We start from the raw sequence: 15,614 nt of genomic DNA on the forward strand, positions 1-15,614 counted from the left end.
CCTCGCTCTTCTACTGCAGTAAGGAATCCCCATGCGCGATGCCGTGATCGTCGATGCCGTCCGTACTCCGATCGGGCGCCGTGGCGGTGCCCTGTCCGAGATCCATCCCGCCAACCTGTCGGCACACGTGCTCGGGGCCCTCGCCGACCGCACCGGGCTCGATCCCGCGTCGGTCGAGGATGTCGTGTGGGGTTGCGTGAGCCAGGTCGGCGAGCAGGCCGGAATCGTCTCACGCAGTGCCGTGTTCGCCGCCGGCTGGCCCGAGACGGTTCCGGCCACCACCGTGAACCGCGCCTGCGGGTCGAGCCAGCAGGCCGTCTCGTTCGCCGCGGCTACCGTGATCTCCGGTCAGAGCGACGTGGTCGTCGCCGGTGGCGTGGAGTCGATGAGCCGCGTCCCGATGGGCAGCGCGAGCAAGAACGGTGAGCACTTCCCGGCCGAGGTTCTCGAGCGGTTCGGTGTCGAGGGCTTCAGCCAGGGCACCGGCGCGGAGATGATGGCCGAGAAGTGGGGCCTGTCCCGCACCGCGCTCGACGAGTACTCGCTGCGCTCGCACGAGCTGTCCGCGGCCGCGACCGACGCCGGCGCCTTCGCCGGGCAACTCGCCCCGATCGCCGGCCTGAGCGCCGACGAGGGCATCCGCCGCGGGGGCAGCCTCGAGTCCCTGGCCAAGCTGAAGACCGTGTTCAAGGAGGACGGCGTGATCCACGCCGGCAACTCCTCGCAGATCTCCGACGGCGCCGGTGCCCTGCTGATCACCACGAGCGAGTACGCCGCGGCGCAGGGCTGGACCCCGATGGCCCGCATCCACACCGCCGTCGTCGCCGCCGACGATCCGGTCATCATGCTCACCGGTCCCATCACGGCCACCGAGAAGGCGCTGAAGCGGTCGGGCCTGTCCATCGACGAGATCGGCGCCTTCGAGATCAACGAGGCGTTCGCCCCGGTGCCGCTCGCGTGGCAGATCGAGACCGGCGCCGCGATGGACCGGCTCAACCCCCTCGGTGGCGCCATCGGCGTCGGCCACCCGCTCGGCGGCTCCGGCGCGATCCTCATGACCCGTCTCGTGCACCACATGCGCGACAACGGCATCCGTTACGGCTTGCAGTCGATGTGCGAGGCCGGCGGCATGGCGAACGCCACCATCCTCGAACTGCTCTGACACCCCGCTTCGCATTTCACGAAAAGGAACGAAAGATATGGAACTGAAGGGTCTTTCCGTCGCGATCACCGGCGGCGCCTCCGGTCTCGGCCTGGCCACCGCCCGCCGCGTCCTCGACGCCGGCGGCACCGTCACCCTCATCGACCTGCCGGGCTCGCCGGGTGCCGACGTCGCGAGTTCCCTCGGTGACGGCGCGGCCTTCGCCGCCGCCGACGTCACCGACGCCGAGCAGTTCGCCGCCGCCCTCGACGTCGCGCACGAGCGCGGCGGCCTGCGCGGACTCGTGCACTGCGCCGGCGCCGGCCGGAAGATGCGCGTCCTCGACAAGGAGGGCAAGGCCGGTTCGCTCGAGGACTTCGAGTTCGTGATCCGGCTGAACCTGATCGGCTCGTTCAACGCGCTGCGTCTCGGTGCCGAGCGCATGGCCGCGCTCGAGCCGGTCGACGGCGAGCGTGGCGCCATCGTCATGACCGCGTCGGTCGCCGCCTTCGAGGGGCAGATCGGCCAGATCAACTACTCGGCGTCCAAGGCCGGCATCGTCGGCATGACCGTCGTCGCCGCCCGCGACCTGGCCAGCAAGAACATCCGCGTCAACACCATCGCGCCGGGCATCATGGACACCCCGCTGCTCGCGCGCCTGCGCGACGATGTGCGTGCCTCGCTCGAGAAGACCGTGCCGAACCCGGCGCGCCTGGGCCGCCCCGACGAGTTCGGCCGGCTGGCCACCAACATCCTCGAGAACGGCTACCTCAACGGTGAGACCATCCGTCTCGACGGTGCCATCCGCATGGCCCCGCGCTGAGGTGGGACGGATGACCATGAACCTGCCGGATCCGTCGACGATGTCGCTGTCCTACCCGGACGTGACGATGGGCGTGTGGGCGCCGAGCATGGCCGCCCTCTACGGCGACCGCCCGGCGATCGTCGACGGGGAACGGGTGTGCACGTACCGCGAGCTCGACGAGCGCTCCGCGCAGTTCGCCTCCGCCCTGCAGGGAGCCGGTGTCGCCCCGCGCGACGTGGTGCTGCTGCACGTGGGCAACTGCATCGAGTTCATCGTGGCCTACTACGGTGCGCTGCGGGCCGGCGCCACCGTGACGCTGGTCAACCCGCTGCAACCGGAACCGGGCCTGCGCAAGCAGATCGAGGAGACGGGCGCCGTGGCGGCGGTGACCCAGCCGCAGCAGCTCGGTGTCCTCCTCGGCGCCGCGGCGGGCACCACGGCCGCGACGATCGTGGTGGTCTCCGACGAGCCGGTGGAGGTGGCCCCCACCTCCGCGGCCGTCGTGCGGTACGACGAGTTCCTCGCCGGGCAGCCCACGGCGTTCACGCCGGCGGAGGTCGCCGGAACGGACGTCGCGCACCTGGCCTTCACCGGCGGTACCACCGGCATCTCCAAGGGCGTGCGCGTGCTGCACCGCAACGTGGTCGCCAACGTGACCCAGATGTGCGGGTGGCGGGCCGCCCACCAGGTCGTCACCACCGGCGACGGGCTGGTCGCGCTGCGCCCGATCGAGGGTCTCGATGTGCACGGGGTGATCCCCGGCGAGGGCGCCACCGTCGTCGTGTCGCCCCTGTTCCATGCCCACGCGCTGATCAACACGTCGTTCCTGCTGCTGTGCGGCCTCACCCAGGTGCTCGCGGGCCGCTTCGACCCCGCCCGCATGCTCGAGCTCGTGGAGCGGCACCGCGCCAGCTACATCACCGGCAGCCCGGCCATGTGGCATGCGCTGGCCACCCACCCCGACGTCGCCCGCCGTGACACCACGTCGGTGCGGGTCGTGTCGTCGGGGGCGGCGCCGATCGACCACGTCACGCTCGAGGCGCTCGGTGCGGCGTTCCCGAACGCCCGCGTGGCCGAGGGCTACGGCCTGACCGAGGGCACGTGTGTGGTCACCGCCATGCCGCTGATCATCGGGTCCACCTATCGTCTCGGCAGTGTGGGCCTGCCCGTCTTCGACACCGAGATCGAGATCCGGGTCCAGGACGATCCGAGCGTCGTCCTCGGCGAGGGCGAGCGCGGCGAACTGTGGGTCCGTGGACCTCAGGTGACCGACGGCTACCTCGGCCATCCCGAGATCACGGCCCAGCAGTACGTGGACGGCTGGCTCGACACCGGCGACATCGCCTACCGCGACGCCGACGGCTACGTCTATATCTGCGACCGCGCCAAGGACATGCTGATCTACAAGGGCTACAACGTGTATCCGCGTGAGCTCGAGGAGATCCTGGTGTCCCATCCTGCGGTGTCGACGGCGGCGGTGGTCGGCCGCGAGGCCGGCAACGTCGGGCAGGAACCGGTCGCCTTCGTGGTGCCGGTGCCGGGCGCGCAGCCCGACCCTGCCGAGCTGATGGCATTCGTTGCCGAGCAGGTCCTGCCCTACAAGAAGATTCGCGAGGTCGTGCTCGTGGACGCGCTGCCCACCTCCGCGGCGGGCAAGGTGCTCAAGACGGATCTGCGGGCCCGGATCGAGCAGGCCGCGGCCTCACGCTGAACCGGCAGCCGGGTACCGCGACGGTGCCCGGCTGTCGCCGTGTCGCCGCGTCGCCGAGCGAATGGACCATGCTGTCGGTCTGATGAGGTGAGCGATACATTCGCTCGGACGAACAGACGAAAAGGGGCGGTGCCTTCGACAGGCACCGCCCCTCGTCGCGTTCCGGGGTCAGCCGCGCTGGGCCTGCTTGACCAGTCCGCCGCCGATGATCAGACGCTGGATCTCGCTGGTGCCCTCGTACAGGCGCAGCAGCCGCACGTCCCGGTAGATCCGCTCGACCGGCACCTCCCGCATGTACCCGGTGCCGCCGTGGATCTGCACCGCCAGGTCGGCGACCTTGCCGACCATCTCGGTGCAGAACAGCTTCGCCACCGACGGCGCGATCCGCCGGTCGGTGCCCTCCACCCACGCCCGCGCCGCGTCGCGCACCAGCGCCCGCCCGGCCATCACCCCGGTCTGCTGATCGGCGAGCATCGCCTGCACCAGCTGGAAGTTGCCGATCGCGGTGCCGCCCTGCGTCGCGGTCGCCGCGTACGCCACCGACTCGTCCAGCGCGCGCTGCGCCTGCCCCACCGACAGCGCCGCGATGTGCACCCGCCCGCGGGCCAGGGAGGTCATCGCGGCCTTGTAGCCGACGTCCTCGCTGCCGCCGACCAGCGCCGCGGCCGGCACCCGCACGTCGGTGAAGTGCACGTCCGCCGTCCAGGACCCCTCCTGGCCCATCTTGCGGTCCTTGGCGCCGACCTGCACCCCCGCGGTGTCGGCCGGGACCAGGAACACCGCGATGCCGGTGCCGTTCTCGTCGGCGGGGCGGGTGCGGGCGAAGACGACGAACAGGTCCGCGAGCGGGGCGTTGGTGATGAACCGCTTCTCGCCGGTGATGATCCAGTCGTCGCCGTCGCGCACCGCCTTGGTGCGCAGCCCGGCCGGGTTCGAGCCGGCGCCGGGCTCGGTCAGCGCGAACGACGCGACGACCTCGCCGGAGGCGATCTTCTCGAGCCACTGCGCCTTCTGCTCGTCGGTGCCGAACCCGACGAGGACCTGCCCGGCGATGCCGTTGTTGGTGCCGAACATCGACCGCAGCGACAGCGTGGTGTAGCCCAGCTCCATCGCCAGCTCGGCGTCCTGCGCCAGGTTCAGGCCCAGCCCACCCCACTCCTGCGGGATGGCGTACCCGAACAGGCCCATCTCCTTGGCGGCGGTGCGGATGTCGTCCGGAATCGCGTTGGTGTCGGCGATCTCCTGCTCGCGCGGCACCACCACGCCGCGCACGAACGCGCGGGTCTGGGCGAGGATTTCCTGGAAGTCGTCGTCGTCGACCTGGGCAGCCGGCGTCGCAGTCGAGGTTGTCATGAATCCACCATCGGTTTCCGGGGCGGCGGGTGTCCAATACGAATCACCCCATCGCCACATAGGCACTGTCGATGAATGGGGCGGGGTCGAATCACCGGTCCTCTCGGTATATTCGGAGCATCAGCCGACGGGCGTCGCCCGCGTCCTCGATTCATCGGTGCCTTCCCACCGTCCCCGGACCGGGTGGGCTCGTGCGAAAGGAACCTCATGTCACTGCTGGAGAACCGAACCGCCGTCATCACCGGAGGCGCTCAGGGCATCGGTTTCGCGATCGCACAGGAGTTCGTCGACGCCGGCGCCCGGGTCGTCCTCGGCGACCTCGACCTCGATGCCGCGACGGCCGCCGCCGAGAAGCTCGGTGGCCGCGAGGTGGCCCGGGCGGTGCGGTGCAATGTGGTGAACGCGGAGGAGTGGGACACGCTCCTCGCCGAGGCCGTCGACGGGTTCGGCTCGCTCGACGTCGTCGTCAACAACGCCGGCATCACCCGCGACGCGACGATGCGCACCATGACCGAGGAGGACTTCGACCTGGTGATCGCCGTCCATCTCAAGGGCACCTGGCACGGCACCCGCAAGGCGTCGGCGATCATGCGCGATTCCAAGCGTGGCGCCATCGTCAACATCTCCTCGCTCTCCGGCAAGGTCGGCATGGTCGGCCAGACCAACTACTCGGCCGCGAAGGCGGGCATCGTCGGCCTCACCAAGGCGGCCGCGAAGGAGATGGCGCACCACGGCGTGCGGGTCAACGCGATCCAGCCGGGCCTGATCCGTTCCGCGATGACCGAGGCGATGCCGCAGAAGGCCTGGGATCAGAAGATGAGCGAGATCCCCATGGGCCGGCCCGGCGAGGTGTCCGAGATCGCGTCCGTGGCCCTCTTCCTCGCGTCCGACATGTCCTCGTACATGACCGGCACGGTACTCGAGGTCACCGGCGGCCGATTCATGTGAGTCCCTGTCTCACGGTCTCTTTCACAATCACTCTCCTCTCCCGAAGGTCGTCATGCGCGAAGTAGCCATCTGCGAGCCCGTCCGCACTCCCATCGGCCGCTACGGCGGAATGTTCAAGTCCCTCACCGCCGTCGACCTCGGTGTCGCCGCACTGAAGGGTCTCCTCGACCGCACCGGAATCGCCCCCGACGCGATCGAGGACGTCATTCTCGGCCACTGCAACGGCAACAGCGAGGCCCCCGCCATCGGCCGCGTCGTCGCGCTCGACGCGGGCCTGCCGATCACGGTGCCCGGCATGCACATCGACCGTCGCTGCGGCTCCGGCCTGCAGGCCGTCATCCAGGCTGCGCTCCAGGTGGGCAACGGCGACAACGAGGTCGTCGTCGCCGGCGGTGCCGAGTCGATGAGCAACGCCTCGTTCTACTCCGTCGACATGCGCTGGGGCGGCGCCCGCACCGGCGTGCAGATGCACGACAGCCTCGTGCGTGCCCGGGCCACCGCCGGCGGCCGCTTCTACCCGGTGCCCGGCGGCATGATCGAGACCGCCGAGAACCTGCGCCGCGACTACGGCATCAGCCGGCTCGAACAGGACGAGCTCGCGGTGTCCTCGCACGCCCGCGCCGTCGCCGCGCAGAAGAACGGCATCCTCGCCGAGGAGATCGTCCCGGTCACCGTCACGACCCGCTCCGGTGACGACGTCATCGACACCGACGAGCATCCCCGCCCGGACGTCACCGTCGAGTCGCTGGCGAAGCTGAAGCCGATCATGGGCAAGCAGGATCCCGAGGCCACGGTCACCGCCGGTAACGCCAGCGGCCAGAACGACGCCGCGTCCATGTGCCTCGTCACCACCCCCGAGCGCGCCGCGGAGCTGGGCCTGACCCCGCTCGTGCGGGTCGTGTCCTGGGGCCTGGCCGGTGTGGCTCCGAAGATCATGGGCATCGGCCCGGTTCCGGCCACGGAGAAGGCCCTCGCCAAGGCCGGCATCACGCTCGCCGACGTCGACGTGATCGAACTCAACGAGGCCTTCGCGGCGCAGGCACTCGCGGTGACCCGCGAATGGAAGTTCGGCGCAGCCGATTTCGAGCGCACCAACGTCCACGGGTCCGGCATCTCGCTGGGCCACCCGGTCGGCGCGACCGGCGGCCGCATGCTGGCGACGCTCGCCCGGGAACTGCACCGCCGCGACGGCCGTTACGGCCTCGAGACGATGTGCATCGGCGGCGGTCAGGGTCTGGCCGCGGTGTTCGAGAGGGTGTAGGCCGCTTCGCGGCCGGTGCGTCCTTTGGGCTGTAGGAGCAACTCAAAGGACGCACCGGCGCGTCAGCGCCATGGCGCGGCACCGCCATGGTGCGTCAGCGCCGCCGTACCAGGTCGACGAACGCCTGACCCACCGCAGACAGGGTCGCCGGATCGAACGCGAGCCCGTACGTGCCCACCAGCCGCGGCTCGCATGCGCGCACCACGAGCCGGTCCCCGGCGGCCTCTGCCGGCACCCGATCCACGATCGACCCGCCGAGTCCGGCTGCCACCATCGGCAGCCGGACTTCGCGCTGGCCGACCAGGACGGAGATCTCCGGACGGGCACCGGCCGCGCGCAGCGCCGACTCCACCGCATCGACCATCGACCCACCGGTCGGCGCGAACACCATGGGGATGTCCGGCAGCTCGGACAGGTGGATCGGGCCCTCCGGCAGCTCGGATCCCGGCGGATACGCCAGCCACCACTCCTGCTCGCCCAGCTCGATCACCTCGAGTCCGTCGCCGCCCTCGAGCGGCAGGTGCGCAACGACGAACTCGCAGTGACCGTCGCGGATCAGCGACGCGACCAGCTCCTCGTCCTGCAGGGCCGAGAACCGCACCGCGACCTTGGGATATTCGCGGCGGAACCGCGCGATCAGCTCCACCAGCGGGCCAGCGGACAGTGCCGGGAAGGCCATGATGTCGAGCCGGCCCGCCACCGCGCCGTCCGACGTGGCGAGCAGCTCCTCGACCGCGGTCACGTCACGCAGGATCTGCCGGCTCGGGCCGATGAGGCTGCGGCCCGCCGCGGTGAGAACCATGCCGCGACCGATGCGGTGGAACAGCTCGACGCCGAGCTCGCGTTCGAGGCTGCGCAGGGCCTGCGACACCGTCGGCTGCGCGACGCCGAGCGCGGTCGCGGCCCCGTTGATGCCGTTGTTCTCGACGACCGCGAGGAAGTACTCCACCTGCCGGAAATCCACAGTCCTACACTCCCTGCCGCAGTGTCGAGGCGACGTCGAGGAACGCCGCCGCGGCCGGCGACGGCTCGCCCGCCCGCAGCACGAGTCCGACGGGCCGGGTCAGTGGCGGCTCCAGCGGCCGCACCGTCACCGTGGGCATCTGCTGTTCGGCCACCGGCCTGGGCACCACCGTTGCGCCGGTGCCCAGGCACACCAGTTCCCACGTCGCCGCCGGGTGGGCGCAGTCGACGACGACATTGGCGGCGTTCTCGGCGAGCAGCCCGCCCGCCTTCGCGGCGTTGGTGCGGTCGCCGAGATCGACGACGAGGGGTACGTCCCGCACACGGGTGCGCGGGATCGGGTCCGGCAGGTCGGCCGCGAGGTCGTGGTGGAGGGCGAGCACGAGTTCCTGCTCGAACAGCGGCACGGTGATCATGCCCGCGTGCTCGACCGACAGGTCGGTCACGCCGATCTCTGCCTCGCCGCGGCGCAGCGCGGTGTGCACCCCGGCGGGACCGTCCGTGTCGACGATCCGCACCAGGATGTGCGGGTAGCGGTCACGGAAGCGGCGGGCGAGCTCGATCATCGGGTCGAACGAGAACGACGAGTACGTCACCACGTCGACGCGGCCCGAGGCGAGTTCGCGTACCGCGGCGACCTTCGCCTTCGCCCGCTCGACGTCGGCGAGGATGCGGCGCGCCGCTACGTCGAGCCGGCGGCCGTCCTCGGTGAGCGTGAGCCGGCGCCCGGTCCGGTCGAACAGGGTTGTGCCGAGCCGACGTTCGAGTGTGCGGATGGCCTGCGACAGCGACGGCTGCGAAATGTAGAGGGACTGGGCGGCCTTCGTGATCCCACCCCGGTCGACGACCGCGACGAAATAGGTGATGAGGTGAAGGTCCACCGGCTCATCGTACGGGGACGGCGGTTGCCGGCATCCAGCGGTCCGGGTCGGTACCGCACCCGGTGACCACGTCCCGGTCGGCGAGAACCAACAGGTGGGCGTCGGTCTCCCGCACCGCGAGCCGGCACAGACGCGGCGACATCGTCTCGAACGGACGGGACCACGAGATCCGCGTGGCGACCTCCCACGCCGTGGAACCGGGATGCCGGGACACGGCCTCGGCGATCTCGGCCAGCCGTTCCTCGTGGTGGCCGAGCAGCGCCTGCGCGCGGGAAGCGACACCGCGGAAGCGGTATTCGTGGGCGGGGAAGACCTCGCCGTCGGGCAGGCTCGTGGTGGCGTGCAGCGACAGCAGGTAGCGGTGCAACGGATTCGGCAGTTCGCCCGGGACGGTGGAGATGTTGGGACTGATGCGGGGGAGCATGTGGTCGCCGCTGAACACCAGCTCGTGGGTGCGATCGACGAAGCACAGGTGGCCGGGGGTGTGGCCGGGCGTCCACACGGCGTGCAGGTCCCAGCCCGGCAGATCCAGGGGGGTGCCGTCGTCGAGCACGACGTCGAGCGACTCGCGCGGCCCGAACCGGACCAGTTCCATGACCTCGCCCGATCGGACCTCTTCGGGGGCTCCGAGCCGGGCCAGCTGCCGGGCCCAGGCCGCGGTGAACCCTTCCCGATCCGTGGCGGTGTGGTGGCCGAGCAGCGACGCGTCGGCGGCGTGCATCGCCAGTGCGGCACCGCTGACCTCGCGCAGCCGCGGCGCCAGGCCGAAGTGGTCCGGGTGCAGGTGCGTGATCGCCGCGAACCGGACCTCGGTGATGTCGTGCCCGGTCTGCCGGATTCCGTCGACCAGGGCCTGCCACGACTGTTCCGAGTCCCAGCCGACGTCGATCAGGGCCAGGCCGTCGGGCAGGGCCAGCGCGTAGACCAGCACGTAGCGCAGCGGGTTCTTCGGCATGGGCACGGGAATCGACCACAGCCCGGGCCGGACCTGCTCGACCGGTGGCAGCTCGCCGCGCCGCCACGCCTCCTGCTGCACGACGCCGACGACCTCGACCGCGGTCACGACACCTCCCCCGCGAGGGTGTCGCGCAACGTGCGCTTGAGGATCTTGCCGCTGGCGTTGCGCGGCAGCTCGCTCACGAAGTGGATGCGCTGCGGCTTCTTGTAGGAGGCGAGCCGGCTGGTGGTGAACGCGACCAGTTCGCTCTCGTCCGGCACGGCGGCACCGTCGGCCACCCGCACGACGGCGGTGACGGCCTCGCCCCACTTGCGGTCGGGGACCCCGACCACGGCGACCTCGGCGACGGCGGGATGCTCGGCGAGCACCGACTCCACCTCGATCGGGTAGACGTTCTCCCCGCCGGTGATGATCATGTCCTTCACCCGGTCGGTGACGAACAGGTAGCCGTCCTCGTCGAGGTGGCCGGCGTCGCCGGTGCGCAGGAATCCGTCGTGGGTGAACAGCGCCGCGGTCTCCTCCGGGCGCCGCCAATAGCCGGACGTGTTGTGGCGGGAGCGGCACACGATCTCGCCGGACCCTCCCACCGGCAGGTCCTCCCCGGTCGCCACGTCGCGGATGGCGATCTCCACACCGGGCATGGGGCGGCCCGCCGAGCGCAGCAGGTAGGAGCGGGGACCGGTCGGGTCGTGATCCTCGACGCGCAACGCGGTGACGGAGCCGCTCGTCTCCGTCATCCCGTAGCGCTGGACGAATCCGCATCCGAGGGTGTGCACGGCTCGGCGCAGCATCGACGGGGTGACGGGGGAGGCGCCGTAGAAGATCAACTGCAGGCTCGACAGGTCGAACCTGTCCAGGCCGGGCAGGTCGAGCAGCATCTGGACGGTCGCGGGCACCAGGAACGCATGGGTGATGCGATGGCGTTCGACGAGCGACGCGACGGTGCTTGGCTGGAACTCGCCGAGCAGGACGGCGTGCACACCGGCGGAAAGGCAGGTGCTCAGCCATCCGGCCCCGGCGATGTGGAACAGCGGCATCGCGTTCAGCGCCACCGAGTCGGGCCGCCAGTGGTAGATGCGCTGTCCCTCCTCGTCGTTGTGGAGGTTGCGGTGGGTGATGAGCACCCCCTTCGGCGTGCCGGTGGTGCCGGAGGTGTACAGCTGCAGCAGCGTCGTGTCGGGGTCGTCGCCGAGGCCGGGATCGGTGTCGGCGCCGGTGGCGGTGAGCCGTTCCCACGTCCACGCCCCGGGCAGCAGGTCGTCGCCGGGCTCGGTGTCGACGAGGACGACGGGCAGGCCGGGCAGTGCGGCACGGATCGCCTCGGCTGCCGCTGCGAACCCGGATTCGACGACGAGCACGTCGAGTTCCGCGTCCTCGGCGATGCGGGCGGCCTCCGCCGGGGTGAGCCGCCAGTTCAGGGGGACGAACACCAGCCCCGCTTTCCCGCAGGCGACGAACGTCTCGGCGGCCTCGAGCCGCATGCGCAGGAGCGCTCCGATCCGACCGCCGCGGCGGGCCAGACCGCTCAGGGCGGTCGCGAGCCGATTGGTGCGCCGATCGAGTTCGGCGAAGGTGACGGTGGTGTCGCCGCAGGTCAGTGCAAGTGCGTCCGGCCGTTCCGCCGCGTGCTGCCGGACCCGCTGCGGAAGGTGCAGACCGCTCACATCCCACTCCTCGTTCCGTTCGGCGAGCGCCTCGATGTCGGGCCGCCGTGCCCGATCAGTCGATCACCAGCGCCTCGGCGGAACAAAGTCCAAGATCCACAGCGACCGATAGCGAGTGCCTATGTCGGGACCGGCGGCGCGCGACTGTCCTTGCGCGCAGAGGTGCTTCCTGCGCGGGTACGGCCCCCGACGGACGCGCGCAAGGAGCACGGCCGCGCGCGGATGTTCGGCTCAGCCCGAGGCTCAGCGCCCGAGCGCAGCGACGACGCGGCGGAGCTCGTCGAGGTCCGGCGCAGTGTCCAACGTGAGCTGCCAGTCGGTGCCGGTCCACGGATCGGCCATGTGGGTGCCCGGCGCCACCGGTAGGTGCTGAGCCTCCTGCGAGAGCAGATCCAGCAACGGCTCGTCCGTCACACCGTCGTCCTCGCCGACGATGATCACCGAAACCGGCTGTGTCGCAGACGCCTCCACGATCCGGACGACGTGCATCAGATCGTCACGGGTGTAGCCGTGCGGGATACCCGCGAGCACCACGATCCGTGGCGCCGGTGGCTCGGCACCCGGATCCGCGGTCGCGGCCAGGGCGGCGAGATCGACCGCGTGCGCCACGTCGTGCAGCCGGGGTCCGATGTCCGGGACGTCGCGGACGACCGGGCTCGTCACTGCGAAGGACACCACATCGGTGAGGGCGGACAACGCACCGGCCGTGTCGACGATGTCGAGGCGCGCCGCCGGGTGCGCCGCGAGGAGCCGCACCACGAGGGCCGACACGATCGGGGCGGCGGCGACGGAGTCCCCGTCGACCCACAGCGGGCGCCGCAGCGGCAACGGGAGGCACAACGGAAGTGTCGGCGAGTCGCGATCCGGGGCCCCGAGTTCGCCTATCCGCAGCCCGTTTCCGCCGAGACCCGGCCGCTGCCACGCCGGTGCGTCCCACGAGGCCATCGCCGCGGGCAGGGCCGCGCCGACGGCGCGCAGTTCCTCGGTCAACAACGCGGTGTCGGCGGCGTGCCGGGCGCGAGCCGCGGCGATCAGCTCGTCGCATCGCCGATTCGCCTCGGCCCGAGCCTGGTCGGCGGCCGGTCCGGTGCGGCGGGCCGGGTCGGAGACGGCTGCGGACAGTTCCTCGTCGAGCCGGTGCAGTGCGTAGTCGTGCGCGGAGACGAACGCGGCGGCAGAGCGGGATGCGTCCTCGAAGATCTGCCAGGTCCGCTCCCACGCCTGCTCCGGTTCGACCGGCACCGTCGCCGGGGTATCCGGCGAGGGCGGAGCCGGCTCGTCGTCGACGTCCACTCCGTGCGCGCGGAACAGTTCGGCGAGTCCACCGGCATACCCCTGGCCCACCGCCCGCAGCTTCCATCCGCCGTCGCGGCGGTACAACTCCCAGCAGATCACCGCCGACTCGGCACCGCCGGCGGGCGCGTCGAACGTCGCCGGCCCGGATCCGGGCGGCCCGGTCAGGTCGGTGGACAGCGCGCCCACCGGCCCTCGGTCCGAGGAGACCGCCAACAGCACCGCGGCGGCCTGCGGGCACACCCGGTCGAGATCCACGACGACGGCGTCGCCGGCCAGGTCCACGCCCGGCGCCGCGGGCTGGTTGTAGAACACGGCGTCGGCGGAGGTGCGTACCTGCAGGTTCGTGTCGACCACCAGCGCGCACACGTCCAGCGGCCCCGCCGCGCGCGCCGTGAAGCGGACCCGGCGCGCCGTCAGCGGGGCGTTCTGCCCCGCCGCGAATCTCCCCGTCACGGCGTCAGGACACCAGGAACCGGCCGAGCTGCGGCGCGGCCTCCCCGGGATGCTTGGCCTGGATGCCCTCGCCGATCGCCTGAAGCTTCCAGTCCTGCCCCTGCCGGTACACCTTGGCCATCACCATGCCGGTGAACGGCATACCGCCCTGCAGGGTGTAGCGGGCCAGCTCGGCGTTGTTGGTGCCGTCCACCAGCCGGCAGAACGCGTTCGCAACCTGCTCGAAGGTGTGCCCCTTGTACGAGGTGACGATGAACATGACCGTCGTGATGTGGGCCGGGACCCGGGTGAGGTCGACGAGCACGACCTCGTCGTCGCCGGCGCCCTCGCCGGTGAGGTTGTCGCCCTGGTGCTGGACCGAGCCGTCCTTGGACCGCAGCTGGCCGTAGTACGCGACGTCGACGAGGTTCTGGTCGGCGAACAGCACGGCCGACGCGTCGAGGTCGATGTCGGCGGCACGGTTGCCGAACAGACCGCGCTTCGCGATCGGATCCCAGCCCAGCCCCATGCGCAGGTAGGTCAGGGCCACACCGCCCTCCTTGCGGAGGGTGACCTTCTGGCCCTTGACGAGGCTGACCGGCCGGCTCTTGGTGAGGCTGACCTCGGGCTGGGCGTCCTGCGCCGGCTGCGGCGCGGAGGCCTGCACGTACGGCTGCGGCGGGGCCGGCTGCTGGTAGGGCTGCTGAGCAGAAGGCGGCGGCGTGGAGTAGGCCGGCGGTACGGGCGGCGCGGCCGGGGCCGACGGCGGCACGGGCTGAGCCGGCTGCGGCGCGGGCTGAGCCGGTTGCGGCGCCGCCGCGGGCGCGTCGTCGACGCTCACCCCGTGATCGGTCACGAGCGCGGCGAACCCGCCCGCGTATCCCTGGCCGACGGCCCGCACCTTCCACGCGCCCTGCCGCCGGTACAGCTCGAGGGCGATCACGATCGACTCGCTGCTCAGCCCGTCGATCCGGTACTCGTAGAGGACGTTGCCCGCGGTGTCGGAGACCCGCGCGGACGGCGGGGCGAAGCGACCGAAGCTGCTCGACGCGTCGTCGAGGGTGATGACCGCGCGCACCTGGTCGATGTCTGCCGGCACCTGGTTCAGCGACACGGCCAGCGACGCGGCCTGCCCGGGAGTGCCCGGCACGAGCCGCACCCCCGGCCCGCTCGGCTGGTTGAAGAAGACGAAGTCGGCGTCGGAGCGCACCTTGCCGTCGGCCTTGACCAACAGGGCGGACAGGTCGGCCGGGGTGGTCAGCTCGAGCGAGACGACGACGTCGGTGGCGGTGAGGGGGCCGTTCTGACCCTTGGCGAGAGATACGGGCACGGGAGGGGTCCTCACTGTTACTGGAAACTCTGTCTTGGGGAACATGGAGCGTCACTGCCACTGTACGAACCCGCGCCGATCCGGGCGTATCGGGCGAACCAGGCCAGGATCTCCTCGCCGGCCCGGATCCCCGTTTCCCGGGTCACCGTCACCGTCGGGTGCCGCCAGTCCAGCGCTTCGAGTTCGCCGTGCCGCGGCCGGATCGCGGCGTCGGCGGCGACCAGCATCTCGGCGTCGAGCGCTCCGTCCCCGGCGGCGAGTACCGCGGCATCCGGGGCGAGCGTTCCGTCGGCGACCAGGCGCCGGCGGACCTCGGCGACGGCCTTGCTCTTGCACACCGCCGACGGCATCGTGTACAGCTTGCGGCCCTGCTGCGAGGCGCTCCATCCGCGGCCGCGGCACCAGTGGTCCCATTCGTCGAGGAATCCGACCGGCTGGGCGGCGACGTCGATCACGAGATAGCAGAACAACTCGTCGGCGATGCGGAACTTGTGCACCCAGTCGTCGGAGACGCGGCGCCGCAGTTCGGCGGTGACCTCGTCGAGTCCGGCGCCCTCGGCGCGCACGCCCGCGTCCACCGCCTGCCGCCACCCGGTGTCCGGCACACCGTCGGCGAGGATCACGCCGCCGTTGCTGGCGATCGCGTAGCGCCACGGTGCGCCGGGCAGCGCGATGCGCCGGAACTGTTCCGGGGTGCGCGTGGTGGTCGGCACCACCACCGCGGCGGCGGCCAGGTCGCGCAGGCGCTGCGCGGACGTGACGGTCAGGTACGACAGGGGCGCACCGTCGTAGTGCTCGACACACACCAGATCGCCGTCGACGACGGGCGATTCGCCCATCGCGGCGCGCGAGTAGATCATCGTGCGGTCGA

General features: G+C 71.3%; 13 protein-coding genes. 5 read left to right on the forward strand and 8 right to left on the reverse strand.

The window, feature by feature from the left end:
• The first annotated feature begins 31 nt into the window (after window positions 1-31).
• From OCS65_RS02915 to OCS65_RS02925, 3 genes are read left to right on the forward strand one after another with little or no spacing between them, the layout of a single operon-like run.
• The gene (locus OCS65_RS02915) at window positions 32-1,162 is read left to right on the forward strand and encodes a thiolase family protein (protein ID WP_263508732.1); all 1,131 of its coding nucleotides are present in this window, start codon (window positions 32-34) and stop codon (window positions 1,160-1,162) included.
• Window positions 1,163-1,199: 37 nt separating this feature from the next.
• Entirely contained in the window at window positions 1,200-1,964 is a 765-nt protein-coding gene (locus OCS65_RS02920; protein ID WP_006944010.1) for an SDR family NAD(P)-dependent oxidoreductase, read from the forward strand.
• 10 nt (window positions 1,965-1,974) lie between these two features.
• Complete coding sequence (locus OCS65_RS02925) at window positions 1,975-3,657, forward strand: class I adenylate-forming enzyme family protein (protein WP_050036474.1); 1,683 nt, start codon at window positions 1,975-1,977, stop codon at window positions 3,655-3,657.
• Window positions 3,658-3,825: 168 nt separating this feature from the next.
• On the opposite strand, the gene OCS65_RS02930 is transcribed toward OCS65_RS02925, so the two are convergent.
• Window positions 3,826-5,010: an acyl-CoA dehydrogenase family protein gene (locus tag OCS65_RS02930; RefSeq protein WP_263508734.1), complete on the reverse strand. Its 1,185-nt coding sequence runs from the start codon at window positions 5,008-5,010 to the stop codon at window positions 3,826-3,828.
• Between the two features lie 207 nt (window positions 5,011-5,217).
• Between OCS65_RS02930 and fabG the strand changes: the two genes are divergently transcribed.
• Both fabG and OCS65_RS02940 read left to right on the forward strand, forming a co-directional pair.
• Window positions 5,218-5,958 carry a 3-oxoacyl-ACP reductase FabG gene (gene fabG / locus OCS65_RS02935; RefSeq protein WP_006944004.1) on the forward strand — a complete coding sequence of 247 codons (741 nt, stop codon included), beginning with the start codon at window positions 5,218-5,220 and terminating at the stop codon, window positions 5,956-5,958.
• 52 nt (window positions 5,959-6,010) lie between these two features.
• Window positions 6,011-7,219: an acetyl-CoA C-acetyltransferase gene (locus OCS65_RS02940; RefSeq protein ID WP_263508736.1), complete on the forward strand. Its 1,209-nt coding sequence runs from the start codon at window positions 6,011-6,013 to the stop codon at window positions 7,217-7,219.
• Window positions 7,220-7,313: 94 nt separating this feature from the next.
• On the opposite strand, the gene OCS65_RS02945 is transcribed toward OCS65_RS02940, so the two are convergent.
• From OCS65_RS02945 to OCS65_RS02975, 7 genes are all read right to left on the reverse strand, one after another.
• Window positions 7,314-8,183 (reverse strand): LysR family transcriptional regulator, encoded by an 870-nt coding sequence (locus OCS65_RS02945; protein WP_043799932.1) that lies wholly within the window; start codon window positions 8,181-8,183, stop codon window positions 7,314-7,316.
• Window positions 8,184-8,187: 4 nt separating this feature from the next.
• The gene (locus tag OCS65_RS02950) at window positions 8,188-9,063 is read right to left on the reverse strand and encodes a LysR family transcriptional regulator (protein WP_006941753.1); all 876 of its coding nucleotides are present in this window, start codon (window positions 9,061-9,063) and stop codon (window positions 8,188-8,190) included.
• A 4-nt stretch (window positions 9,064-9,067) separates the two neighbouring features.
• Window positions 9,068-10,126: an MBL fold metallo-hydrolase gene (locus OCS65_RS02955; RefSeq protein WP_006941752.1), complete on the reverse strand. Its 1,059-nt coding sequence runs from the start codon at window positions 10,124-10,126 to the stop codon at window positions 9,068-9,070.
• Window positions 10,123-11,685, reverse strand: coding sequence for a long-chain-fatty-acid--CoA ligase (locus tag OCS65_RS02960; RefSeq protein WP_263508739.1), 1,563 nt, complete (start codon window positions 11,683-11,685; stop codon window positions 10,123-10,125). The genes OCS65_RS02955 and OCS65_RS02960 overlap by 4 nt, the downstream gene beginning before the upstream one ends.
• A gap of 243 nt (window positions 11,686-11,928) precedes the next feature.
• A complete protein-coding gene (locus OCS65_RS02965; RefSeq protein ID WP_263508741.1) occupies window positions 11,929-13,434 on the reverse strand; it encodes a TerD family protein in 1,506 nt (501 codons plus the stop codon).
• 4 nt (window positions 13,435-13,438) lie between these two features.
• Entirely contained in the window at window positions 13,439-14,743 is a 1,305-nt protein-coding gene (locus OCS65_RS02970) for a TerD family protein (protein ID WP_263508744.1), read from the reverse strand.
• Window positions 14,744-14,760: 17 nt separating this feature from the next.
• Window positions 14,761-15,603: an HAD family hydrolase gene (locus OCS65_RS02975; RefSeq protein WP_050036473.1), complete on the reverse strand. Its 843-nt coding sequence runs from the start codon at window positions 15,601-15,603 to the stop codon at window positions 14,761-14,763.
• Window positions 15,604-15,614 lie beyond the last annotated feature (11 nt).

It is taken from the genome of Rhodococcus aetherivorans, assembly GCF_025722975.1.
Lineage (GTDB): Bacteria > Actinomycetota > Actinomycetes > Mycobacteriales > Mycobacteriaceae > Rhodococcus > Rhodococcus aetherivorans.

Excerpts from the sequence above, each read along its gene's own strand:
- fabG (WP_006944004.1), top strand. The coding sequence starts at position 5,218 with ATGTCACTGCTGGAGAACCGAACCGCCGTCATCACCGGAGGCGCTCAG.
- OCS65_RS02920 (WP_006944010.1), top strand. The coding sequence starts at position 1,200 with ATGGAACTGAAGGGTCTTTCCGTCGCGATCACCGGCGGCGCCTCCGGT.
- OCS65_RS02930 (WP_263508734.1), bottom strand. The coding sequence starts at position 5,010 with ATGACAACCTCGACTGCGACGCCGGCTGCCCAGGTCGACGACGACGAC.
- OCS65_RS02940 (WP_263508736.1), top strand. The coding sequence starts at position 6,011 with ATGCGCGAAGTAGCCATCTGCGAGCCCGTCCGCACTCCCATCGGCCGC.
- OCS65_RS02925 (WP_050036474.1), top strand. The coding sequence starts at position 1,975 with ATGACCATGAACCTGCCGGATCCGTCGACGATGTCGCTGTCCTACCCG.
- OCS65_RS02915 (WP_263508732.1), top strand. The coding sequence starts at position 32 with ATGCGCGATGCCGTGATCGTCGATGCCGTCCGTACTCCGATCGGGCGC.
- OCS65_RS02975 (WP_050036473.1), bottom strand. The coding sequence starts at position 15,603 with ATGATCTACTCGCGCGCCGCGATGGGCGAATCGCCCGTCGTCGACGGC.